The sequence below is a fragment of the Polynucleobacter sp. UB-Siik-W21 genome, from assembly GCF_018687415.1.
GTDB lineage: Bacteria > Pseudomonadota > Gammaproteobacteria > Burkholderiales > Burkholderiaceae > Polynucleobacter.
Window position 1 is genome coordinate 1,795,757 of sequence record NZ_CP061289.1, and the last position, 24,059, is coordinate 1,819,815.

Here is a 24,059-nt window from a genome sequence, read left to right on the forward strand (position 1 = left end):
TATGAGCACCTCAACGACACTGAAGATCGCATCTATTCAGATGGTCTCCTCTCCAGATCTTCAAGAAAATCTCAATACTGCGGGCAGGCTCATTAGCGCAGCTACCCAAGATGGCGCACAACTCATCGTACTTCCGGAATACTTTTGCATGATGGGCCTGAAAGACACTGACAAAGTACGTGTTCGAGAGCCTTTTGGCAGCGGCCCTATTCAAGAGCAGCTTGCTAGCTTTGCCAAAGACAATCAAATTTATCTTGTTGCAGGCACAATCCCACTGGAGTCTAAAGATCCCAGTAAGGTGCTCAATACGATGCTCGCGTTTGATACAGCAGGCCAACATATCGGACGCTACGACAAAATTCATTTATTTGGTTTTCAAACTAAAACCGAGCGCTATCAAGAATCCGAAACGATTGAAGCTGGTATTGCGCCAGGGATTCTCAACATCACTCACAATCAGCAAGATTGGTCTTTTGGGCTGAGTATTTGTTATGACTTGCGATTTCCCGAACTATATCGAGCAATGAGTGCTGTCGATTGCCATATCATTCCTGCAGCCTTTACTTACACTACCGGCAAAGATCACTGGGAGATTCTCTTGCGCGCTCGCGCCATTGAAAATCAATGCTATGTTTTAGCTTCGGCACAAGGCGGTATTCACCTCAATCAACGACGCACATGGGGTCACAGCATGCTGATTGACCCTTGGGGCACCGTATTAGCCGATCTGCCCGAAGGAGAAGGCTTTATCTCAGGGGTTTTAAGCAAAGAAAAATTAAACGAGGTACGCTCTCAGTTACCAGCTCTTGCGCACCGCAAGCTTTAAAGAAAGACCTGCCGAATCACATGAATGCACCAGAAGCACTATTTCCAGCCAATTGGACAAAAACCAAAAAGCAGGCAGATCTCATCAAAGTAGCGAAATCCATCTTGCTTGAGCCAACCGGTTTATCAGAGCAAGACCTTCATCGCACCTTTGGCAATATGTTTTCTCATCGGCTAGACGATGCTGACCTCTATTTTCAACATACTCGCAGTGAAAGCTGGAGCCTTGAAGAAGGAATTGTGAAATCTGGCAGCTTCAACATTGACCAAGGTGTTGGGGTACGCGCTATCTATGGTGATAAAACTGCTTTTGCCTATTCTGATGAAATCAATTTAGAGGCTTTAAGCAAAGCTGCAAAAGCGACCCGTGTGATTGGCCCAGAGGGTGGCAAACAAGCGGTGGCAAGTAAGTTATTCAACCCCCTATCAAATAAGCTGTATTCGGATCTAAATCCCCTTGATTCATTACAACCTAAAGAAAAAATTGCTTTGCTCGAAAGCATTGAGCGTCGCGCCAAAGCTCGCGACCCTCGCATCATTCAAGTCATGGCTAGCCTTGCTGGTGAATTTGATGTCGTCTTAGTTGCAAGAGCGGATGGATTACTTGCAGCCGATATTCGCCCGCTAGTGCGTGTCTCTGTTCATGTCATTGCGGAACAAAATGGCCGACGTGAATCTGGCTCTTCGGGTGGTGGCGCTCGCCATGACTACCTCTACTTTAATACTGAGTTGATCAATCGTTATGTTGATGAGGCGGTCGATGGGGCGCTAGTCAATTTAGAATCGCGCCCTGCACCAGCTGGTCCAATGACAGTCGTTATGGGTCCAGGCTGGCCAGGCGTACTCTTACATGAAGCAGTAGGTCACGGTCTTGAGGGTGACTTTAATCGCAAGGGCTCCTCTGCATTTGCAGGACGCATTGGTCAACGCGTTGCAGCCAAGGGTGTCACTGTAGTGGATGATGGAACATTATCTGGGCGTAGAGGTTCTCTCAATATTGATGATGAAGGTACTCCGACGCAGTGCACTACATTGATTGAAGACGGTATTTTGAAGGCTTACATTCAGGATAGCCTTAATGCACGACTCATGAATATGCCTTTAACAGGTAATGGGCGCCGCGAAAGTTTTGCTTCCTTACCCATGCCGCGCATGACGAATACCTATATGTTGGCCGGCAAAGATGATCCCCAAGAAATTGTGGCCAGCATTAAGCGAGGCCTATATGCAGTCAATTTTGGCGGTGGCCAAGTAGATATCACCAGCGGTAAATTTGTATTTTCAGCTTCAGAAGCCTACTGGGTAGAGAATGGAAAAATTCAATATCCCGTGAAAGGCGCCACTATCATCGGTAGCGGACCAGAGTCCTTAAAACAGGTCTCCATGATCGGTAATGACCTCAAATTAGATGGCGGCGTTGGGGTTTGTGGCAAAGAAGGTCAAAGTGTGCCAGTTGGGGTTGGACAGCCCACTTTAAGAATCGACAGCCTGACTGTTGGTGGCACTGCCTGATATTGGCAAATTACGGCTTAAAATAGCCAGATGAGCCAACAAAATACTAATCCCGCTAATTGGTACTCCGCCGTTGATAAAACGTCGGATACTGACGATCAACGCATTGATAACATCTCCGTTCTGCCACCTCCAGAACATCTGATTCGTTTTTTTCCGATCTCCGGAACGCCGACTGAAGCATTAATCAGTAAAACTCGGAAAAAGATTCGCGACATTATTCATGGTAAAGATGATCGCTTACTCGTCATCATTGGGCCTTGCTCGATTCATGATCCAAGAGCAGCATTGGAATATTGCCAACGACTCTTAGCCGAGCGTGAACGCTTTGCTGGTGAATTAGAAATCGTGATGCGAGTCTATTTTGAAAAACCTCGCACTACTGTTGGCTGGAAGGGTTTAATTAATGATCCTTACCTCGATGAGTCCTATCGTATTGAAGAAGGTCTGCGCCTTGCTCGCCAAGTACTCATGGAAATCAATCGTCTTGGCATGCCTGCTGGCAGCGAATTCTTGGATGTGATTTCTCCGCAATACATTGCTGACCTCATTTCTTGGGGCGCTATTGGTGCGCGCACAACCGAGAGCCAAGTACATCGTGAGCTCGCTTCCGGTTTGTCTGCACCCATTGGATTTAAAAATGGCACCGATGGCAACATCAAAATTGCAACGGATGCGATTCAAGCGGCAGGTCGTCCACACCACTTCTTGTCAGTCCACAAGAACGGTCAAGTCTCTGTTGTGGAAACCAAGGGCAATAAAGATTGCCACGTTATTTTGCGCGGCGGTAAAGAGCCTAATTATGAAGAAAAATATGTTCAGGCAGCCTGCTCTGAGCTAGCAGCTGGCAAGCTTCGCGGTAGTTTGATGGTTGATCTGTCTCATGCCAATTCCAGTAAACAGCATGAGCGTCAAATCCTAGTGGCAGATGACGTTGCCAAGCAAATTGAAGCTGGTTCTCATCAAGTTTTTGGTGTGATGATTGAAAGTCATCTCAACGATGGTGCTCAGAAATTTACCCCAGGAAAAGATGATCCTAGCAAGCTGGAATACGGCAAGAGTATTACGGATGCCTGTATTAATTGGGATGATTCAGTTCAAGTACTAGAGCGTCTTGCTGCGGCCGTAAAAAAACGCAGAAGTAAGAAAAAGTAATGCTTTAAAAATAATTAGAGCAAGTGAAAGAGACTAATTTACTTAGTCTCTTTTTTTTCGTGCTTCCACAATACATCGGTACCGCCCGCAGCTCTATTGAGAATGCGTGCGATGACAAACAAAAGATCTGATAAACGATTGACGTACTGTCGTGGCGCGTCATACAAAGGCTCTTCCCAACCTAAACGTACAATCGAGCGCTCTGCTCTTCTGCATACCGTGCGGCATACATGAGCTTGTGCAGCAGCTCGAGTACCACCCGGCAGAATAAATTCTGTTAGCGGAGGTAATTGCTGGTTGTATTTCTCTAGCCAGATATCCAATTGAGCTACGTGCTCCGGATTGAGTAACTTGTAGTTCGGAATGCAGAGTTCGCCGCCTAAATCAAACAAATCATGCTGTATTTGTAAAAAGAGGTGTTTTAACTCATTAGCAATGCTTTCTGGGATCTCTTCGGTCATCAAAACACCGATTTCGGAGTTGAGCTCATCGACATCACCCATAGCGCAAATGCGTAAATGATCCTTTTCAACGCGACTGCCGTCTCCAAGGCCAGTCATGCCAGCATCGCCCGTTCTAGTGGCGATTTTTGATAGTCGATTTCCCATGAGCTTAATTATAGGTAAATGGCTAAAATGGTTGTCATGAATATGGTGACCCCGCCCCCCGATCTTGCTGCGATTAGCGCCCTTCAGTCCAAACTGGTTTCGGCTCTACGCCCAATCCTCCCAGAACATGCCCTCCTTTGGGAGCCTGAAGACACCATTCCCTATGAATGTGATGGTTTAGCAGCCTATCGGCGTATGCCCTTAGCTGTTGCCCTTCCAGAAACGGAAGTGCAAGTAGCCCAAATTCTGAAGATTTGCTCTGAGATGCAAATCCCAGTAGTACCTCGAGGATCTGGTACCGGTCTGTCTGGCGGAGCCATGCCGCTTTCTCAAGGTCTTGTACTTTCGCTAGCGAAGCTCAAAAAGATCATCAGCATCGATCCATTTACTCGAACTGCAGTGGTTCAGCCGGGCGTTCGTAATTTGGCAATCTCAGAAGCGGTAAGTCATTTAGGTTTGTATTACGCTCCAGATCCATCATCTCAAATTGCTTGTTCAATTGGAGGCAATGTCAATGAGAACTCTGGGGGAGTGCACTGCCTTAAATATGGCTTGACTCTTCATAACGTCTTGCGTGTTCGTGGCGTACTCATGAATGGCGAGATCGTAGAGTTCGGTAGCTTGGCTCCAGATTCTCCTGGCTTAGATTTACTCGCGATTGTTCTGGGCAGTGAAGGCATGCTAGCGGTTGTCACGGAAGTCACTGTGAAGTTAGTTGCTAAACCAAAACTAGCCCGCGTGATCATGGCTAGCTTTGACGATATTGAAAAAGGTGGCAATGCTGTTGCGGCAATCATCGCTGCCGGCATTATTCCTGCCGGGCTTGAGATGATGGACAAAGCCACCACTCGTGCAGTAGAAGAATTTGTGCATGCAGGCTATGACCTAGAGGCTGCAGCCATTTTGCTTTGCGAATCTGATGGCACGCCTGAAGAAGTCGCCGAAGAAATTGAACGCATGACTAAAGTGCTTGAGCAATCTGGTGCTAGTGGTATTAGGATCTCCAAAGATGAGACTGAACGCTTGAAGTTTTGGAGTGGTCGCAAGAACGCCTTTCCCGCTGCTGGTCGCATTGCTGCTGACTACTACTGTATGGATGGCACGATTCCACGTCGTCATATCGCAACCTTGCTCAAGCGTATCCAAGGCATGGAAGCCAAATACGGTCTTGGCTGCTTAAACGTATTTCATGCGGGTGACGGCAATATGCACCCTCTCATTTTGTTTAATGGTGCAGATGAAGAAGAGTGGCATCGCGCAGAAGAATTCGGCACCGAAATATTAGAAGCTTGTGTTGAGCTCGGTGGCACAATTACAGGCGAACATGGTGTGGGCATTGAAAAAATTAATTCAATGTGCGTGCAGTTTGGCGAAGGTGAGCGCGAATCTTTCTGGGGTGTCAAAGCAGCATTTGATCCTGAAAAACTTCTGAATCCTGATAAGGGCATCCCAACACTGAGTCGCTGCGCTGAATATGGCCGCATGCGCATTAGTGGAGGCAAACTACCGCATCCGGAACTGGAGCGCTTTTAATGATCAGCTCCAACAGCCAGATTGAAGCATTCCGCGAACAAGTCCTGAACGCAGCAAAAAATAAAGCGCAACTCTCCATTGAGGGCGGCGGTTCGAAAGCTTGGTACGGAAACCCAAATCAATTTACAAAATTAAATACGCGCAGCTATTCCGGTATTTTGGAATATCAGCCTGAAGAGTTGGTGATTACCGCTTGCGCTGGTACCCCTCTGCAAGAAATTGAAGCAGCTCTCGAGGAAAAAAATCAGGTACTCGCCTTTGAGCCACCTCACTTTGGTGAGCATGCTACTTTTGGCGGTGCGATTGCTGCAGGGCTCGCTGGTCCTGGTCGCATCAGCGCCGGTAATTTCCGCGACTTTGTTTTAGGCGCCCGTATTCTAGATGGCAAGGGGCAAGATCTTTCCTTCGGCGGCAAAGTGATGAAGAATGTTGCCGGGTATGACATTTCTCGTTTGCTACCTGGATCTATGGGTACATTTTCTTTATTACTAGAAGCGTCAGTTAAGGTATTGCCAAAACCTGCTGCAACAGCAACACTACGTTGCCAAATCCCTCAAGAGAAAGCGTTGAAAGTTTTAAATGAGTGGGCAGGACAACCTTTTCCTCTCTCAGCTAGCTGCTGGATTGGTAATAGTAAAGATGGTGATGGCGAACTGACGATTCGCCTAGCAGGCGCTGCAGCAGCAGTGAAAGCTGCCATTCCTTTAATGAGTTCTCTAGTGCTTGCCAAGGAAATAGATCCTGAAACAGCTGAGCTTTTTTGGAAAGATTTGCGTGAGCAAAAACTTGCAGCATTTACCAATCTTGGCGCAGACCAAACTCTCTATCGCTTAGCGCTTCCAGCAGCCTGTGGCCCACTTGCACTACCCAACTCCAGCGATGATTTCGTGCTGGAGTGGCATGGGCAGCAACGCTGGATGAAAGCTGCTGGTGATGAAGCTACATTTACCGCTATTAAGCAATTGGCTAATAGTCATGGTGGTCATGCAACGCGCTTCAGGCAGGGTAGCAAGGTTAATCCCTCTTTTGAGCGCTTCACCTTGCTGAGCGAGCAAGCGTACTCTAAAGCTCTTGAAGCAGTACAAGCACGCCTGAGATCTGCATTTGATCCAGCTGGTGTATTTGCCACTAACCGTCTTCCATAAGTATTGCTATGTACACTCAACTTGCCCCTCAATTTGCCAATACACCAGAAGGTATAGAGGCAGCGCGCATTCTTGGTAATTGTGTTCACTGTGGTTTTTGTACTGCCACTTGCCCAACCTATCAAATACTGGGTGACGAACTCGATGGTCCTCGCGGTCGCATCTACCTCATCAAGCAAATGGCTGAAGGGCAAGCGCCAACTGAAAAGACTCGCTTACATTTAGATCGCTGCTTAACATGCCGTAACTGCGAAAGCACTTGTCCTAGTGGCGTGCAATATGGCAACTTGGTAGATATTGGTCGTAAATGGGCAGAAGAAAATACTCCCGAGCGCCCCCTAGGCGAGCGCCTTACTCGTTGGGCTCTCAAGGAAGGCTTAACCAAGCCAGCCTTGTTTAATTCCGCGATGGCATTAGGTCGTTTAGTGCGCCCCCTCATGCCAAGTAGCGTCAAACGCAAGATTCCACTCGCTAAAAATAAAGCCTTAGATCAAACAACTGATCCTTATGCAAGACCCAGCACACAACATACGCGCAAGATGCTGATTCTGGAGGGATGCGTTCAACCTGGCATGCTGCCCAACATCAATTCAGCAACAGCAAGAGTATTAGATGCACTCAAGATTCAACTCATCAGCGTTCCCAATGCAACTTGTTGTGGTGCGCTGCGCTATCACCTAAATGATCAATCAGGTGGACTAGAGAATGCCAAGCAAAATATTGATGCTTGGTGGCCCCTCGTTGAGCAAGGCGTTGAAGCTATTGTGATGACTGCATCTGGATGTGGTGTGATGGTCAAAGATTATGGCCATCTCTTGGTGAACGATTCTTTATACGCTACCAAGGCAAAAAAGATTTCTGAGTTAACTAAAGATATTGCGGAGATTTTGCCCTCGTTACAAAATGAGCTAGTTCAACTCATTGGCTCGGATCAAAAACCAGGCGTGGTCTATCACCCGCCTTGCACCTTGCAGCATGGCCAACAAATACGCGGCAAAGTTGAAGGCTTGCTTTCTGGCTTGGGAATTGGTGTGCGCTTGTGTAGTGACAGTCACCTTTGCTGTGGCTCGGCTGGAACCTACTCAGTCACTCAGCCAGAGCTCTCAGAACAATTACGCAAGAATAAATTGACCCACCTAAATGCAGCCTGTGAGGAGTCAGGAGCTAATGTGATTGTCTCCGGAAATATTGGGTGCATTGCCCACCTCCAACAAGACGACACACCAGTGCTTCACTGGATTGAGATCGTCGATCAACTGATTAGCAAATCATCTAAGGCCCGATGAATTCAATTGTTGTTAATCTCATGCAGGTTCGGCAGCGCATTGAACTTGCAGCCCTAGCTGCAAAACGTGAGCCTGAAGAGATTGAACTCTTGGCGGTTAGCAAAACCTTTCCAGCATCTGCCATTGAAGAAGCGATGCATGCAGGTCAATCGGCTTTTGGTGAAAACTATGTCCAAGAAGGCGCTGAAAAAATTATCCAGCTTGAAAAGCTACGTCCTTGGCTGGTGTGGCATTTTATTGGACCACTCCAAAGCAATAAAACCAGGGAGGTCGCTGAGCATTTTGACTGGGTGCATAGTGTGGATAGACTCAAAATTGCAGAGCGCCTATCAGCGCAGCGAGCAGAGTTTCCTCACCTGGCAGAATTACAAGTTTGCGTACAGGTCAATGTCAGCGAAGAAGATAGTAAAAGTGGTATTCCGCTCGCAGATGCACAGGCTCTTTGCGACGCCATCAGCAAATTACCAAACGTGATCCTGAGAGGCTTAATGGCCATCCCAGCACCCAACCCAGATCCCAAGATTCAGCGGGAGGCATTTGCTGCCGTCCGCGCTTGTTTTCAAAGTATTCAAGCGAGTCATTTGGTTGATCCAGGCTATCAATTCTTCGACACTTTATCCATGGGGATGTCCGATGATTTAGAGGCAGCCATAGCCGAAGGCAGCACCATGGTTCGTATTGGAACTGCTATTTTTGGGAAGCGCGATAAGATTAGCAAATGAGCCAACAAAAGAAAACGCAAAAGAATAGCAATGCACACATCACCTTTATTGGTGGTGGCAATATGGGTCGTGCCTTAATTAGCGGTCTACTGGCAAATGGGTTTGAATCTAAGCAAATTTCAGTGGTTGAAGCAAATGCAAGCACTGCCTTAAAGCTATATGAAGATTTTGGTGTTCAAGGTATCGGCACCCTGGAACAAATTGCATTCGATTTTTCAAAAAATAATGTAGTGGTTATGGCCATCAAGCCACAAGACTTTAATGTCGTTGCCAAAAACTTAGCCTCCAAACTCAAACATGCCAGCGCACCTGGCCCACTGATTCTGAGTATTGCTGCAGGCATTCGACTCAAAGATATGAGTCGCTGGCTCGACCATACGCGTTGCGTGCGCGCTATGCCCAACACGCCTGCTCTGATTGGTAAAGGCATCACAGGTTTATTTGCAGATGCTGCAGTCAATGAATCTGATCGCGACCTAGCAGAAACGATTTGTAATGCTGTTGGTCAAGCGGTTTGGGTTTCTGAAGAAAAATTGATGGATGCCGTAACAGCAGTCTCTGGTAGCGGCCCTGCTTATGTGTTTGCATTTTTAGAAGCCATGCAATCCGCTGGTGAAAAGCTGGGGCTTGACGCACAAACTGCTCGTCAATTAGCTTATGCGACCCTCGAAGGCGCTACCCAGCTAGCGCACAACTCTGATGAGCATGCTGGCATCTTACGTGAACGCGTCACCTCCAAAGGCGGTACAACCGCAGCTGCACTTGAGGTCATGCAGCAGCATGGCTGGCATGAGATCTTGGAAAAAGCGATTGATGCAGCAAGTCAGCGTGGCAAAACGATGGGCGATGAATTAGGTAAAAACTAGCTTAGTGAATACTGAGTCCCAACACAATTCCCAAAAATAAAAATCCGCCCAACCAATTGTTGTGACGGAAAGCCAAAAAACATTCTTCTCGTCCTCTAGTAGAGATGAGTTTAAGGTGATATATCGAGCAACCTAAAGCTATGAACCAGCCGACTAAAAAATAATTGCTTAAGTCCGCTAGTTGCGCCACCCAAAGTTGACTTACAAACAAGATGCCATAACTTACAGCGATTGCTAGCACGTCATACTTTCCGAAAGTAATCGCCGAAGTTCTCAGACCTAAACGCAGGTCATCATCTCGATCGACCATTGCGTATGCCGTGTCATAGGCAATGGCCCAAAAAATATTCCCCACAAACAAGACCCACGCTTCCAAAGGAATGAAATCCAAAATCGCTGCATAAGCCATGGGAATCCCAAAACCAAATGCAATCCCTAGCACAGCCTGCGGCATGGCAAAGAAGCGTTTGGTGAATGGATAAACAAAGGCTACCAATAAGGCGAGTACTGAAAGTTGCTTAGTAAAAGTATTGAGGGGTTGAATCAGCAAAAAAGCAATTAGGGCCAAGCTAGCCGCTACAGCAACTGCTTCTTTCCCAGAAATTTTTCCACTAGTGACAGGGCGCCCTTTCGTTCTCTCTACATAACGGTCAAAGCCACGATCTGCATAATCGTTGATGGCGCACCCCGCACTACGCATCAGAAACGTACCGACTATAAAAATAAACAAAATAGTCAAATCCGGAATGCCCGAGCTTGCCAACCACAGCGCCCATAAAGTGGGCCATAAGAGCAAGAGCGTACCAATCGGCTTATCTAGGCGGATTAAGTAGGCGTAAGCTTTCAGACGTTCAGTGAGTGGCATAGCTAGAATTATGCCTTCAGAAACTCTGCTCGAGAGCCTAGCCAACGCTCTAAATGACGCTCAACGATATCAGCATGGTCCGCCAGCAAACGTTCTGCTGCCTGCTGAGCCAACTCAATCAGCCAAGCATCCCGTTGCAAGTCTACAAAGCGCAACATGGCATCACCAGATTGCTTTGCACCCAATAGCTCACCAGGACCCCGAAGGGATAAGTCGCGCTCGGCAATCACAAAACCATCAGAGGTCTCGCGTAGAGTTTGTAGGCGCTCTTTAGCTGCTAAAGACAAAGGTTCTGCATACATCAAAATACATACTGAATCCGCAGAACCTCGGCCTACGCGCCCGCGCAACTGATGAATCTGGGCATAACCAAATCGTTCAGCGTGCTCAATCACCATTAAGGCCGCATTAGGAACATCAACACCCACTTCAATCACGGTGGTTGCTACTAGCAATTGGATTGCATTGGCTTTAAATGCTGCCATCACTGCTGCTTTTTCTTCTGACTTTAAACGTCCATGCACTAGACCGACTTTAAATTCTGGCAAGGCCTGAGTGAGCTGCTCAAAACTTTCCACAGCTGTTTGTAATTGCAAAGCTTCTGATTCTTCAATTAAGGGGCAAACCCAATAAGCTTGCAAACCTTTAGAGAGCCAGCTTTGTAGACCACCAATCACTTCATCACGACGAGTAGCCTTCACAACTTTGGTAGTAATTGGCTTACGCCCTGGCGGCAACTCATCAATTACGGATACATCTAAATCAGCGTAATAGGTCATTGCTAAAGTACGAGGAATGGGTGTGGCAGACATCATCAACTGATGGCAGTAAAATAATTCAGAGCCTACCCGTTGCTGAATTTCTAAACGCTGACGTACTCCAAAACGATGTTGCTCATCTATCACCGCTAAACCTAATTTAGCAAAACTCACATTCTCCTGAATCAGTGCATGCGTACCAATAATGAGTTGAGCGCCACCACTCTCAATCATTTCTTGCGCTAATCTTTTTTCTTTTGCTTTTAAGCTACCTGATAACCAGGCAACTTGAACTCCCAAAGGCTCAAACCACTCTTTCATCTTCAGATAATGTTGCTCAGCTAATATCTCAGTAGGCGCCATCACTACTGCTTGATAGCCATGATCTATGACACGCGCTGCTGCTAAGGCGGCCACGACTGTCTTACCACTACCAACGTCGCCCTGAAGAAGGCGATTCATCGGAAATGATTTGGATAAGTCATGACCAATTTCATCCCACACACGGGTTTGGGCAGTAGTTAATTCAAATGGCAAAGCCTTCAGCAATCCTACTTCAAGACTCTGAGCCTTTTCAGCTTGTTTAAAGCTCGGTGCATGACGCTCTTGACGAATGGCATGTGCACGCTTTAAAGAAATTTGTTGGGCAAGGAGTTCTTCAAACTGTACGCGGCGCCATGCAGAATGAGTCCGCTCTAGTAAAGCCTGTGTATCAGCATCTGCTGGTGGTTGATGCAAATAGGTGATTGCAGACTGTAAGTTAGGCCAATCGTTACTGGGCAGTAATTCAGCCATCAGTTTTTGAGGTAAAAACTCGGCCAAACTCTCATGCAAACTTGGATCACGTAATGCCTGAGTGACCGCCTTACGAATTGCAGCTTGTGATACTCCAGCGCTTGCTGGATAGACTGGCGTCAAACTGGTCGGCAGTGGTGTATCTGGAGTGACCGCTCGCACAGTTGGATGAACTATCTCGGGACCTTGAAAGCCCTCGCGCACCTCTCCTCGCACACGAATATGAGTGCCTACTGCCATTTGCTTTTGCTGACTTGGATAAAAATTCAAAAACCGTAGCTGCAAAGTTGCAGAGTCATCTTCAATAGTGACAAGCATCTGCCGTCTAGGTCGAAAAAGGACCTGATTTCTAATCACTACGCCCTGAGTTTGTACCGAGTGAAAGCGCCCTTGAATCAAGCCTTCTTCGATAGTACATAACTCTGTCTCATCCTCATAACGGGATGGAAGATGCAAAGCAAGGGCCATTGGGCTGTCTAAACCCATTTTTTGGAGTGTGTTTGGCGCTGGCTTAGTGGTCATCGTTAAAATCTAATACCTGATGGTAATGCTATGCAACTCTCCGACTTCAATTACGAACTTCCAGCCGAACTAATCGCCCAACATCCCTTGGCGAATAGAACCGACAGCCGCCTGCTTGAGCTCAAGCTTGATGGGGGAAATCATGTCCATTTAATAGATCGTCAGTTTAAGGACATTCTTAGCCTATTTAAGCCAGGGGACTTATTAGTATTTAACGATACCAAGGTCATTCCAGCTCGACTACACGGCAAAAAAGAGACGGGAGGCAATGTCGAGCTCCTGATCGAGCGTATTAGCGGCTATAAACAAGCCTGGGTCCAGATCAGGGCATCCAAAGTTCCTAAGACTGGATCTATTGTTCATATCCATAACCAGGCTGGAGAGAGCTTTCCTGTTGAAATGATTGGCTACGACGGACGCTTTTATGAAGTTCGCTTTCCAGAGAATGTATTTGGATTGCTTGAGCGTTTTGGTGAACTCCCCTTACCGCCTTATATTGAGCATGAGCCCGACGGGGAGGATGTTCAGCGCTATCAAACTGTCCTTGCTAAAAATCCGGGTGCAGTTGCAGCGCCCACAGCAGGCCTGCACTTTGACGAAGATATTCTGCAGCAATTAAATGATCTGGGAGTTGAGCAGGCTACAGTTACCTTGCATGTTGGTGCCGGTACCTTTACCCCAGTTCGTGAAGAAGACCTCTCTAAACATAAGATGCACTATGAGTGGTTCTCCATTCCAGAGACGACATTACAAGCCATTGCAAAAACCAAGCGTCGTGGTGGACGAGTCATTGCAGTTGGCACTACCAGCCTGCGCGCCCTAGAGAGCCAAGCTTTGAATGGTCAAAGCAGTGGTGAAACCAATTTATTTATTACCCCGGGTTTTCAATTTAGGGTCGTAGATTGTTTGCTAACTAACTTTCATCTGCCAAAATCTACCTTATTAATGTTGGTTAGCGCCTTTGCAGGCATAAATCATATTCGTGCTGCATACCAACACGCCATTCATCAGAAATATCGTTTCTTCAGTTATGGAGATGCCATGTTTCTGTGTCGACTTGAGAATACAAAGCCATGACCAAACCTGTTCACTTTAATATTTTGGCGCGCGACTCCCAAAGTCCTGCGCGTCTTGGTCAGCTTGACCTGCCCCATGGCAGTGTGCAAACCCCCATCTTTATGCCGGTCGGAACCTATGGCACTGTAAAGGCGATGACTCCGCGTGACCTCAATGAAGCCAAAGCACAAATCATTTTAGGAAATACTTTTCATCTTTGGTTGAGACCAGGTTTAGATGTCATCAAAAAACATGGCGGCTTACATCGCTTCATGGCCTGGGATAAGCCCATCCTGACTGACTCAGGTGGCTTTCAAGTATTTAGCTTAGGCGCATTGCGCAAGATCTCTGAAGAAGGCGTGACCTTTGCCTCCCCAATTAATGGTGACAAGCTGTTTATGTCTCCAGAAGTTTCAATGGAGATTCAGGCGGTTTTAAATAGTGATATTGCGATGCAATTTGATGAATGTACACCTTATGAGATCAAGGGTCAGCCTACCTCTGAGAAAACAGCGCGTGCCTCACTCGAAATGTCACTGCGTTGGGGAGATCGCTCACTCAAACGTTTTAGAGAACTTAATACAGGTAATGGGCTCTTTGGGATCGTGCAAGGTGGCATGTTTGAAAATTTGCGGGAATTTTCTTTAGACGCTGTGAGTCAGCAAGGTTTTGATGGCATTGCCATTGGTGGTTTATCCGTTGGAGAGCCAAAGCCTGAGTTTGAAAGAATTCTCAATTTCACAGCACCCAAATTGCCGGAACACATGCCTCACTACCTCATGGGGGTAGGAACTCCTGAAGATCTCATCTTGGGCGTAAGCCTAGGAATTGATATGTTCGATTGCGTCATGCCTACTCGCAATGCTCGCAATGGCTGGCTATTCACGCGTTTTGGCGACCTTAAATTACGCAATTCTGGCTATAAGGACGATGATCGCCCGCTTGACCCCACATGCGCTTGCTATACCTGCCAAAACTTCACTCGCTCCTACTTAAATCATCTGCAAAAAGCGAATGAAATTTTAGGCTCACAGCTCAATACCATCCATAACCTCACTTATTACCTTCAACTGATGACCGAGGTCAGGGAAGCCCTCAGCAAGGATCGATTTAGCGCCTATCGCGAGGAATTCCACGCCAATCGCCAGCGGGGCGTCGAGCCTGGGCAGGATTAATCACCCTAAGAGGGGTATTGACCCCTTCAAATCACCTCTAAAGCCCCATACCGTTTAGAATTGCGGGTTTACGGCTTCTTTTTAAGGCCTAAAAATAAAGCAGTTTCCAATTGGTAATTAACGGAGGTTTTGTATGTGGATTAGTAATGCTTTTGCTCAGGCTCCAGCCGCGGGCGCAGATGCGGGTGGCTTAATGAGCTTCCTTCCTTTGGTGTTGATGTTTGCAGTGTTGTACTTCATCATGATTCGCCCACAAATGAAGCGTCAAAAAGAAACCAAGGCAATGCTTGAGGCTCTAGCAGTTGGCGATGAAGTGCTCACTGTTGGCGGCATTTTTGGCAAAGTAACGGCGCTAAAGGATGATGCAGTCACTGTTGAGATTGCTACTGGCACACAAGTGCAAATGCAAAAAGGCGCTATCACCACAGTCTTGCCTAAAGGCACTCTGAAGTCTGCTTAATATGTTTGTTTAAAAGTATCTCGATATGAATCGCTACCCTCTTTGGAAATATATAGTTATCGCTGTTGCATTACTGATTGGCGGACTGTACTCATTACCTAATTTCTATGGTGAGGCGCCAGCGGTTCAAGTCTCGTCCGCCAAACCAACCATCAAGGTTGATTTGGCGACACAGTCTCGAGTTGAAAAGATCCTGACTGATGCTGATATCAAGAGCACTGGGATATTTTTTGAGAGCACTGGTAATGTAGGCTCCATCAAAATTCGCTTTAACAATACCGATATTCAATTACGTGCACGAGATCTCTTGCAGCAAAAATTGAATATTGATCAAAATGATCCTAATTACACAGTTGCATTAAATCTCCTATCCAATACACCTGGCTGGTTAAATGCAATTAACGCCCTTCCAATGCCGCTAGGCCTAGACTTGCGCGGTGGCGTCTATTTCCTTCTTCAAGTGGATATGAAGGGTGCAGTACAGAAGAAAGTGACTTCTTTAGCGACCGATATTCGCAGTCAATTGCGAGATAAAAATATCCGTCACCAAGGCATTGATCGCGGCCCAGATTCTATCTCCATTAATTTTGGCAGCACTGCAGATGCCGATGCTGCGCGTTCGATCTTGATGACTTCTCAACCAGAGCTCATTTGGCAAGTGAAACCAACTGGGCTTTCACCAAAATTGGTTGGTGAATTTAAACCAACAGCCTTAAAAGAAATTCAAGATAGCGCGGTAAAGCAAAATATTATTACCTTGAACAAGCGTGTCAATGAGTTGGCAGTAAAAGAGCCGGTCATTCAACAGCAAGGTGCTGAGCGTATCGTGGTACAGCTGCCGGGGGTTCAAGATACCGCACGGGCCAAAGATATTATTGGTCGTACAGCAACCTTGGAATCTCGCCTTGCCGATCCAATCGTTTCTTCGATTGGTCTTGGCGAAACGCCTCCTCCAGGCATGGATACCTTCCGCTTTGGTGAGAACCGCTTAGGTGTATTTAAAAAATCCGTGATTTTTAGCGGTGATCGCATTACTGACGCTAGCGCTGGCTTTGATCAAAACCAACGCCCTGCGGTCAATATCTCCTTGGATGCTGCTGGTGGTCGCGTGATGCAAGAAGTCACTCGTGAAAATATCGGCAAACCCATGGGCATGATTTTGTTTGAGAAGGGTAAGGGTGAAGTTCTCACGATTGCAACTATTCAAGGTGAATTCGGCTCTAAATTCCAAATTACCGGTCAACCGACTACCGAGAGCGCTAATGATTTGGCCCTGCTTCTGCGCGCTGGCTCTTTAGCAGCTCCAATGGAAATTATTGAAGAGCGCACTATTGGACCAAGCTTAGGCGCTGAGAATATTGAGAAAGGCTTCAAGTCTCTCTTAATTGGATTTGCTGCAATCGCGATTTTCATGATGGCTTACTACTTATTGTTTGGCACCTTCTCAGTCCTTGCTTTGGCTGTGAACTTGCTATTGTTGATTTCTGTGCTGTCGATGCTGCAAGCCACTCTCACCTTACCGGGTATTGCAGCGATGGCATTGGCACTCGGTATGGCTATTGACTCCAACGTGTTAATTAACGAACGTATTCGCGAGGAGTTGCGTAACGGCGCACCTCCACAAACTGCGATTGCCGTTGGCTTTGATAAGGCTTGGGCAACCATCTTGGACTCTAACGTGACCACCTTGATCGCTGGCTTAGCGCTCCTTGCCTTTGGTTCTGGCCCCATCAAAGGCTTTGCAGTAGTTCACTGCTTGGGCATTCTGACTTCAATGTTCTCGGCTGTCTTCTTCTCACGCGGGCTTGTCAATCTTTGGTACGGCAGAAACAAGAAGACTCAAAAACTCGCGATCGGCCAAGTTTGGCGTCCACAGGGGAAATAAGCCATGGAATTTTTTCGAATCAAAAAAGATATTCCATTCATGCGCCATGCATTGGTGCTCAATGCAATATCTTTGATTACCTTCTTAGCAGCAGTTTTTTTCCTTTGGCAAAACGGCCTTCATCTTTCGATTGAATTTACCGGCGGTACGGTAATGGAAGTTGCCTATCCTCAAACTGCTCCTCTAGAGTCCATTCGCTCTAAAGTCGAAAAACTGGGATATGCAGATAGCCAAATTCAGAACTTTGGTAGTTCGCGTGATGTGATGATTCGCTTGCCTTTGCAAAAAGATGCTGAGGGCAAACTGATTTCCTCTGCAGATCAAAGCAATGCTGTGATGCAAGCGCTTGACCCAGCGACTTCTGGAGTGAAGTTGCAGCGTGTTGAATTCGTTGGTCCGCAAGTCGGTCAAGAATTAGCGATTGATGGCTTAAAAGCCTTGATATTTGTGATTATTGGCATCGTGCTGTATCTCTCCTTCCGCTTTGAGTGGAAGTTTGCTCTTGCCGGCATCATTGCAAACTTACATGATGTGGTGATCATTTTGGGCTTCTTTGCTTTCTTCCACTGGGAGTTCTCGCTTTCCGTATTGGCGGCCGTCCTCGCAGTTCTAGGCTACTCCGTAAATGAGTCTGTGGTGATCTTTGACCGAATTCGTGAGAACTTCCGCAAATATCGCAAGATGAATACCCGCGAAATTATTGATAACGCTATTACCAGCACCATCAGTCGGACCGTCATTACTCACGGCAGCACCGAGATGATGGTACTTGCTATGCTCATCTTTGGCGGACCAACACTGTTCTACTTTGCCTTGGCGCTGACTATCGGTATTTTGTTTGGCATTTACTCTTCAGTCTTCGTTGCTGCTGCATTAGCAATGTGGCTTGGTGTCACTCGGGAAGATTTGGTGAAGGGCGATAAAAAGCCAGATGACAATGCTCGCAATGATGACCCGAACTTCGGAGCACGGGTTTAAGCGAAACTAGCTTTAAGTAATTTTTTGTTGGCCAAGGGCAGCCAAGATTCTTTTGCTTGCCCCTTGATGCTCAATTGAGTACGTCTTCGCAGCCTCACTCATCTTGGTAAGTTCTGAGGGGTTTAAGAGTAAGCTCTTTAAAGACTCCACTAAAGCAGTCGTATCACCCAAGAGCAAATCACCCTTGATTCGCTTTGCGGCGCCAACCGCAATTGCATCTAAAGCAGCTTGCTGAAAGTTATAGGTATGCTCACCAAGCAATACTGGGCAACCAGCTGCACAAGCTTCAATGAGGTTCTGGCCGCCGAAGGGCAATAGGCTTCCACCCATCACCACTAAATCAGATGCGCTGTAGTACAGGGGCATCTCACCCATAGAATCACCCAGGATTACATCTAATCCTGCACTATCTTTTGGTAAGCCAGACCACTCAGAACGGCGGCGAAACTTGAGGTCAGCAGCATGAATTTGATTAGCCACTTCGGCAAAGCGTTCTGGGTGACGGGGCACTAACAGAAGTAGAGGCTGTGCTTCAAAAGCATTGCTCAGGAGCAAATCTTTCCAGGCCTTGAGAATAAGCCCTTCCTCACCATCACGCGTACTAGCAGCACATACCATGAGGCGCTTAGTAGCATGCAAATCATGTTGCCACTCTTTTCCTTGAGCAACTAGCTGAGGATCAAGGGGCACATCAAATTTCAAATTACCGGTGATGAGAACATTTTTTACACCAAGGCTGCGATAACGCTGTGCATCAAATTCGGTTTGTGCCAGAACGCCTGCAAATGCCTGGAATAAAGCACGTCCGGCCTTACCAAAGCGCTTGATTCGACGAGCACTTCTTTCTGATAAACGGGCATTAACTAAAAATAAAGGCAAGTCAATTTCGGCACAACGAAATACTACAGTTGGCCAAGCCTCGGTTTCCATAAAGAGACCAAACTTGGGCTTGAATGTTTTTAAGAAATGTTCTACGCACCAAAAGAGGTCATAAGGCAAATACACCTGACGAATTTGTCCTGCGGCAATCGCTTTAGCAAAGAGTTGCTTACCAGTACGACGACCATTTAAAGTCATGTGCGTGAGCAAAATAGATTCGCCCCTCGCAAGATAGGCATCAATCAATGGTTGAGCTGCGCGAGTCTCACCAACAGAAACTGCATGAATCCAAATCGAGTCTTTGGTAATTGGTTTGTCATAACCAAATCCAAGACGCTCTGGGATGTGATGCAGATAGGCAAATGAATGGCGTGCGCGCCAAGCTAAACGGACAAAAGCCAATGGCAGCAAGAGATGCCAGAGCAGTTGATAAACAGCAAACCAGAATAGAGGACGCGCCCCATATTCTGAATGGGAAGTCACACTCACTTTTTGAGACGTTCGGTCAATTCAACCGCCTTACCAAGATAAGAAGATGGTGTCATCTCTAGTAAACGTACTTTTGCATCATCTGGAATCTTCAAACCACGAATGAAGTTTTGCAAATCCGCTTGATTGATCCCTTTACCACGAGTCAATTCTTTTAATTGTTCATAGGGATTCTCAATGCCATAGCGACGCATCACGGTTTGTACTGGCTCAGCCAATACTTCCCAACATCCGTCTAAATCAGCTGCAATCGCAGCATGATTAACCTCCAATTTGCCAAGACCGCGCAGTGCGCTGTCATAAGCCAATACGCTATGACCAAATGCAGGGCCTAGATTACGCAAAACCGTTGAGTCAGTGAGGTCGCGCTGCCAACGAGAAATCGGTAACTTCTCCGCCAAGTGACGCAACAACGCATTAGCAACACCCAAGTTACCTTCAGAATTTTCAAAGTCGATAGGGTTAACTTTATGTGGCATGGTGGATGAACCAATCTCACCCGCTTTAGTGCGCTGCTTAAAGTAACCGACAGAAATATATGCCCAGAAATCACGATCCATGTCCAAGAGAATCGTATTCGCACGCGCAATCGCATCAAACAATTGCGCCATACCATCATGCGGCTCAATTTGAATCGTGTAGGGATTGAAAGTTAAACCGAGGCGCTTCTCAACAACGCTCTTGGAGAAATTCTCCCAATCAAAATCAGGGTAAGCAGACAAATGTGCGTTGTAGTTACCAACGGCGCCATTCATTTTGCCAAGTAATGGGGCTGCGACAATGGATTCAATTGCGCGCTCTAGACGCTTGGCGATATTGGCAATCTCTTTACCCAGAGTACTCGGTGAAGCGGGTTGCCCATGTGTGCGCGAGAGTAATGGCACCTTGGCATGCTCAATAGCCAAATCAGTCAATACTGAAAGTACTTTGCGAAGCTGTGGCAAAAGTACCTCGTCACGCGCACCACGCAACATCAAACCATGTGAGGTATTGTTGATGTCTTCAGATGTACAGGCGAAATGAATGAACTCGCTCGCTTTTAATAAATCAGGGCGACCAGCTACTTTTTCTTTTAAGAAATATTCAACTGCCTTAACGTCATGATTGGTTACTGCTTCAATATCTTTAATACGTTGTGCATCGGCATCAGAAAAGTTTTCCGGCAAGGAAAGCAAAAAGGCTTCATCAGCGGCATTGATTTTAGGTACATCTGGGAGGCCCGCCCCCGCCAAAGCCAATAACCAATGAATCTCCACAAAAACGCGCTGGCGCATGAAAGCAGCTTCAGATAGCCAGGGACGTAAGGCGTCTAGTTTTCCAGCATAGCGGCCATCTAGAGGGGAAAGGGCATTGAGGGTAGAAAGCGGCTGACTCACGAATATTGCCTTTGCATTGGATATTTCAATAAAACCTAATTTTAATGCGTTCTGCGCCTGGGTAAACCTGAGTTTGGTTGGCTATACTGTGCCCTATGAAACTGATCGGATCCCTTACCAGCCCCTACGTACGTAAAGTACGCATCGTTTTCTTGGAAAAAAAGCTTGATGTAGACCTTGAATTAGAGAATGTTTGGGCTGCAGACACCAAAATTACCAATTCCAACCCTTTGGGGAAGGTTCCGTGCCTGATTCCAGATGATGGTGAGCCAATCTATGACTCCCGCGTGATTGCAGAATATGCCGACGCCTTAAGCCCCGTCAGCAAGCTCATTCCTGCGAATAATCGTGAATGTGCAGCGGTTAAAACTTGGGAAGCCCTTGCTGACGGCGTGATGGATGCTGGTATTTTGGCTCGCCTAGAGCGCACTTGGCGCCCAGCGGACCAACAAAGCTCTGCTTGGGTTGATCGTCAAATGGGCAAAATTCAACACTCGCTACGCCAAATGTCCGAGAAACTCGGTGGGAATGCATGGTGCCATGGCAATCAAATGACCTTGGCTGATGTTGCTGTTGGATGCGCAGTGGGCTATTTGTTGCTGCGTTTTCCAGATATCAAATGGCAAGCAAAATACCCAAACTTAGACCGCTTATATCAAAAATTATTACAACGCCCTTCGTTTATTGAAACTGAACCACCCGTTGCGTAAATTCTATTTTTACAATTAGGCGGAAATAATACCGCCGCCTAAACAGATATCGCCGTCGTATAAGACAGCAGATTGTCCAGGCGTTACTGCCCATTGAGCCTCTGAAAAATTCAAGCTGAAATTCAAGGACTCAGCGCCTGGATTCAAAGTGCAAGCTGAATCCGCTTGACGATAGCGTGTCTTTGCAGAGTAATTTCCAGGAGAGGGTGCAGTGCCCGCAATCCAACTAGCATCGATGGCCTCAAGCCGATTGGCCAATAGCCACGGGTGCTCATGACCCTGAACGACATACAAGGTGTTATTGACTATATCTTTGCGCGCGACATACCAAGCATCTCCGTTGCCATCTTGGCTCCCGCCTAGTCCAATACCCTTACGCTGGCCGAGCGTAAAAAACGCTAAACCCATATGTTCACCCACTATTTTTTCTTCGGGGGTTTTAATGGGACCCGGCACGCGCGGTAAGTAGCGATTTAAGAATTCTCTGAATGGTCTCTCGCCAATAAAACATATTCCAGTCGAATCTTTTTTGCGGGCGTTGTGTAAACCAATTTTTTCTGCAATCGTGCGCACTTCAGTTTTTGGAATTTCCCCCAAAGGGAATAAAACGTTGGCTAACTGCTGCTGAGTTAAGCGATGCAAAAAATAGCTCTGATCTTTGGTGGCATCCAAGGCCTTCAATAATTGCACCCTGCCGCCCTCATGGCGTACTCTTGCATAGTGACCTGTAGCAATCGCATCTGCGCCCAAACTCATGGCGTGATCTAAGAAGGCCTTGAACTTAATTTCAGCATTACAAAGTACATCGGGATTAGGGGTTCGCCCTGCAGCATATTCGCGCAAAAACTCGGCAAATACCCGCTCACGATACTCGGCAGCAAAATTGACTGCCTCAACATCAATGCCGATCAAATCCGCTACAGAAACGACATCCAACCAATCCTGGCGGGCGGAACAATATTCATCATTATCGTCATCCTCCCAATTCTTCATAAAAAGGCCAATAACCTCATAGCCCTGCTCCTTCAGCATCCAAGCAGCAACTGACGAATCTACCCCTCCAGACATGCCTATGACGACTTTCTTGGGCTTTTTAAGGGGGGTTTCAGAAGAATTAGGCTGGCTCATCAAAAAAATGCGAAAATGCTTTATAGACAGATAAACCCCATTGTAGAAGTCTCAACCAGACTTCGCATGATTTTAGGCAAAACCATAGCCGGCAGACCTGGGGTCCCAATAGATAGGTAAAACCTTCCCTGTTTATCTATAAAATAGATTCTTTATAAATTTTGCTTTTGGAGACATGCCATGCGCATAGGAGTGCCGCTGGAAACTAAATCTGGGGAAACGCGGGTTGCTGCCACACCAGAAACTGTTAAAAAATTAATTGCTCAAGGCCATACTGTTGTCATCCAAAAAGATGCTGGTGTCCAAGCAAGCCAACCTGACTCTGCTTATGAAGCCGTTGGTGCATCTATCGGTAGCGCAGCAGATGCCTTTGGCGCGGAAATTGTTCTCAAAGTGCGCGCTCCCGAAGCTGCAGAGCTGAAGCAAATGAAGTCTGGCAGCGTGCTCATTGGAATGCTCGATCCATTTGATAACGACAACATTGCTGCAATGGCTGCGCAAGGCATTACTAGCTTCTCATTAGAAGCTGCGCCACGTACAACTCGCGCACAAAGCATGGACGTCTTGTCATCTCAAGCAAATATCGCTGGCTACAAAGCCGTGATGGTTGCTGCCAATGAATATCAACGTTTCATGCCAATGCTAATGACAGCTGCTGGCACTGTTAAGGCAGCGCGTGTATTGATCTTGGGTGCTGGCGTTGCTGGTTTACAAGCAATTGCAACAGCAAAACGTCTGGGTGCTGTGATTGAAGCATCTGATGTTCGTCCTGCAGCTAAAGAACAAATTGAATCTTTAGGCGCCAAGTTTGTTGATGTTCCGTATGAGACCGATGAAGAACGTGAAATTGCTAAAGGTGTTGGTGGCTATGCTCGCCCAATGCCAGAAGCTTGGATGAAGCGTCAAGCAGCATTGGTTGCAGAGCGTGCACAACAAGCTGATATTGTTATTGCCACTGCCTTGATCCCAGGTCGTAAACCGCCTGTTCTCTTGCATAGCGATACGGTTGCCAATATGAAACCAGGCTCAATTGTGATCGACTTGGCTGCTGGTAAAGGAGATAACGGTTCAGGTAACTGCCCTCTCACTCAAGCAGACAAAGTAGTTGACGTTAATGGCGTGAAGATTGTCGGCTTTACCAATCTAGCAAGCATGGTAGCTGCCGATGCCTCTGCGCTCTATGCACGCAACTTGCTTGACTTCATGAAACTCATCGTCGACAAAGAAGCGAAGTTAGTGATCCCAAGTGATGATGACATCGTGACTGCCTGCTTAATGTGTCGTGATGGCCAAGCCATCCGCAAAAACTAATAGAACATTCTTACTAAGGA

At 46.8% G+C, this 24,059-nt stretch carries 21 protein-coding genes; 15 read left to right on the forward strand and 6 right to left on the reverse strand.

Features of this window, described 5'->3' with window-relative positions:
- The first annotated feature begins 1 nt into the window (after nucleotide 1).
- The 3 genes from C2756_RS09335 to C2756_RS09345 are packed head-to-tail and all read left to right on the forward strand — an operon-like array spanning nucleotide 2 to nucleotide 3,492.
- A complete protein-coding gene (locus C2756_RS09335; RefSeq protein ID WP_215318871.1) occupies nucleotides 2-826 on the forward strand; it encodes a carbon-nitrogen hydrolase family protein in 825 nt (274 codons plus the stop codon).
- Between the two features lie 20 nt (nucleotides 827-846).
- Nucleotides 847-2,337: a metalloprotease TldD gene (tldD, locus tag C2756_RS09340; RefSeq protein ID WP_251372043.1), complete on the forward strand. Its 1,491-nt coding sequence runs from the start codon at nucleotides 847-849 to the stop codon at nucleotides 2,335-2,337.
- Between the two features lie 30 nt (nucleotides 2,338-2,367).
- The gene (locus C2756_RS09345) at nucleotides 2,368-3,492 is read left to right on the forward strand and encodes a 3-deoxy-7-phosphoheptulonate synthase (protein WP_215318873.1); all 1,125 of its coding nucleotides are present in this window, start codon (nucleotides 2,368-2,370) and stop codon (nucleotides 3,490-3,492) included.
- A 38-nt stretch (nucleotides 3,493-3,530) separates the two neighbouring features.
- Here C2756_RS09345 and C2756_RS09350 read toward each other — a convergent pair whose 3' ends face one another.
- Entirely contained in the window at nucleotides 3,531-4,100 is a 570-nt protein-coding gene (locus C2756_RS09350) for a cob(I)yrinic acid a,c-diamide adenosyltransferase (RefSeq protein ID WP_215318875.1), read from the reverse strand.
- A gap of 27 nt (nucleotides 4,101-4,127) precedes the next feature.
- Here C2756_RS09350 and C2756_RS09355 point away from each other — a divergent pair, with 27 nt between their 5' ends.
- From C2756_RS09355 to proC, 5 genes are read left to right on the forward strand one after another with little or no spacing between them, the layout of a single operon-like run.
- Complete coding sequence (locus C2756_RS09355) at nucleotides 4,128-5,633, forward strand: FAD-linked oxidase C-terminal domain-containing protein (RefSeq protein WP_251372171.1); 1,506 nt, start codon at nucleotides 4,128-4,130, stop codon at nucleotides 5,631-5,633.
- Nucleotides 5,633-6,778, forward strand: a complete 1,146-nt coding sequence (gene glcE / locus C2756_RS09360; protein ID WP_215318877.1) for a glycolate oxidase subunit GlcE — start codon at nucleotides 5,633-5,635, stop codon at nucleotides 6,776-6,778. Before C2756_RS09355 ends, glcE begins: the two co-directional genes overlap by 1 nt.
- 8 nt (nucleotides 6,779-6,786) lie before the next feature.
- Nucleotides 6,787-8,064: a glycolate oxidase subunit GlcF gene (gene glcF / locus C2756_RS09365; RefSeq protein WP_215318879.1), complete on the forward strand. Its 1,278-nt coding sequence runs from the start codon at nucleotides 6,787-6,789 to the stop codon at nucleotides 8,062-8,064.
- The gene (locus C2756_RS09370) at nucleotides 8,061-8,786 is read left to right on the forward strand and encodes a YggS family pyridoxal phosphate-dependent enzyme (protein WP_215318881.1); all 726 of its coding nucleotides are present in this window, start codon (nucleotides 8,061-8,063) and stop codon (nucleotides 8,784-8,786) included. The genes glcF and C2756_RS09370 overlap by 4 nt, the downstream gene beginning before the upstream one ends.
- Complete coding sequence (gene proC / locus C2756_RS09375; RefSeq protein WP_215318882.1) at nucleotides 8,783-9,652, forward strand: pyrroline-5-carboxylate reductase; 870 nt, start codon at nucleotides 8,783-8,785, stop codon at nucleotides 9,650-9,652. The genes C2756_RS09370 and proC overlap by 4 nt, the downstream gene beginning before the upstream one ends.
- Nucleotide 9,653: 1 nt before the next feature.
- Here proC and ubiA read toward each other — a convergent pair whose 3' ends face one another.
- Together ubiA and recG are read right to left on the reverse strand one after the other, a co-directional pair.
- A complete protein-coding gene (gene ubiA, locus C2756_RS09380; RefSeq protein WP_215318884.1) occupies nucleotides 9,654-10,517 on the reverse strand; it encodes a 4-hydroxybenzoate octaprenyltransferase in 864 nt (287 codons plus the stop codon).
- 8 nt (nucleotides 10,518-10,525) lie between these two features.
- A complete protein-coding gene (gene recG, locus C2756_RS09385; protein ID WP_215318886.1) occupies nucleotides 10,526-12,592 on the reverse strand; it encodes an ATP-dependent DNA helicase RecG in 2,067 nt (688 codons plus the stop codon).
- A 30-nt stretch (nucleotides 12,593-12,622) separates the two neighbouring features.
- Between recG and queA the strand changes: the two genes are divergently transcribed.
- The 5 genes from queA to secF all read left to right on the forward strand — a co-directional run bounded on the left by queA (nucleotide 12,623) and on the right by secF (nucleotide 18,146).
- Nucleotides 12,623-13,669 carry a tRNA preQ1(34) S-adenosylmethionine ribosyltransferase-isomerase QueA gene (gene queA / locus C2756_RS09390; RefSeq protein WP_215318888.1) on the forward strand — a complete coding sequence of 349 codons (1,047 nt, stop codon included), beginning with the start codon at nucleotides 12,623-12,625 and terminating at the stop codon, nucleotides 13,667-13,669.
- A complete protein-coding gene (gene tgt / locus C2756_RS09395) occupies nucleotides 13,666-14,823 on the forward strand; it encodes a tRNA guanosine(34) transglycosylase Tgt (protein WP_215295769.1) in 1,158 nt (385 codons plus the stop codon). The genes queA and tgt overlap by 4 nt, the downstream gene beginning before the upstream one ends.
- Nucleotides 14,824-14,956: 133 nt before the next feature.
- Nucleotides 14,957-15,283: a preprotein translocase subunit YajC gene (gene yajC / locus C2756_RS09400; protein WP_215318895.1), complete on the forward strand. Its 327-nt coding sequence runs from the start codon at nucleotides 14,957-14,959 to the stop codon at nucleotides 15,281-15,283.
- 25 nt (nucleotides 15,284-15,308) lie between these two features.
- Nucleotides 15,309-17,168 (forward strand): protein translocase subunit SecD, encoded by a 1,860-nt coding sequence (gene secD / locus C2756_RS09405; RefSeq protein ID WP_215318896.1) that lies wholly within the window; start codon nucleotides 15,309-15,311, stop codon nucleotides 17,166-17,168.
- A gap of 3 nt (nucleotides 17,169-17,171) precedes the next feature.
- A complete protein-coding gene (gene secF / locus C2756_RS09410; protein WP_215295772.1) occupies nucleotides 17,172-18,146 on the forward strand; it encodes a protein translocase subunit SecF in 975 nt (324 codons plus the stop codon).
- 12 nt (nucleotides 18,147-18,158) lie between these two features.
- Here the strand turns inward: secF and C2756_RS09415 are convergent, their stop codons facing one another.
- A complete protein-coding gene (locus tag C2756_RS09415) occupies nucleotides 18,159-19,514 on the reverse strand; it encodes a 3-deoxy-D-manno-octulosonic acid transferase (protein WP_215318898.1) in 1,356 nt (451 codons plus the stop codon).
- Nucleotides 19,511-20,890 carry an adenylosuccinate lyase gene (gene purB / locus C2756_RS09420; RefSeq protein WP_215318900.1) on the reverse strand — a complete coding sequence of 460 codons (1,380 nt, stop codon included), beginning with the start codon at nucleotides 20,888-20,890 and terminating at the stop codon, nucleotides 19,511-19,513. Before purB ends, C2756_RS09415 begins: the two co-directional genes overlap by 4 nt.
- A 95-nt stretch (nucleotides 20,891-20,985) precedes the next feature.
- On the opposite strand from purB, the gene C2756_RS09425 reads away from it, so the two are divergent.
- Nucleotides 20,986-21,600: a glutathione S-transferase gene (locus C2756_RS09425; protein ID WP_215318902.1), complete on the forward strand. Its 615-nt coding sequence runs from the start codon at nucleotides 20,986-20,988 to the stop codon at nucleotides 21,598-21,600.
- A gap of 15 nt (nucleotides 21,601-21,615) precedes the next feature.
- Here the strand turns inward: C2756_RS09425 and mnmA are convergent, their stop codons facing one another.
- Nucleotides 21,616-22,728: a tRNA 2-thiouridine(34) synthase MnmA gene (gene mnmA / locus C2756_RS09430; protein WP_215318904.1), complete on the reverse strand. Its 1,113-nt coding sequence runs from the start codon at nucleotides 22,726-22,728 to the stop codon at nucleotides 21,616-21,618.
- Nucleotides 22,729-22,908: 180 nt separating this feature from the next.
- Here mnmA and C2756_RS09435 point away from each other — a divergent pair, with 180 nt between their 5' ends.
- Nucleotides 22,909-24,039, forward strand: a complete 1,131-nt coding sequence (locus tag C2756_RS09435; protein ID WP_215318906.1) for a Re/Si-specific NAD(P)(+) transhydrogenase subunit alpha — start codon at nucleotides 22,909-22,911, stop codon at nucleotides 24,037-24,039.
- Nucleotides 24,040-24,059 lie beyond the last annotated feature (20 nt).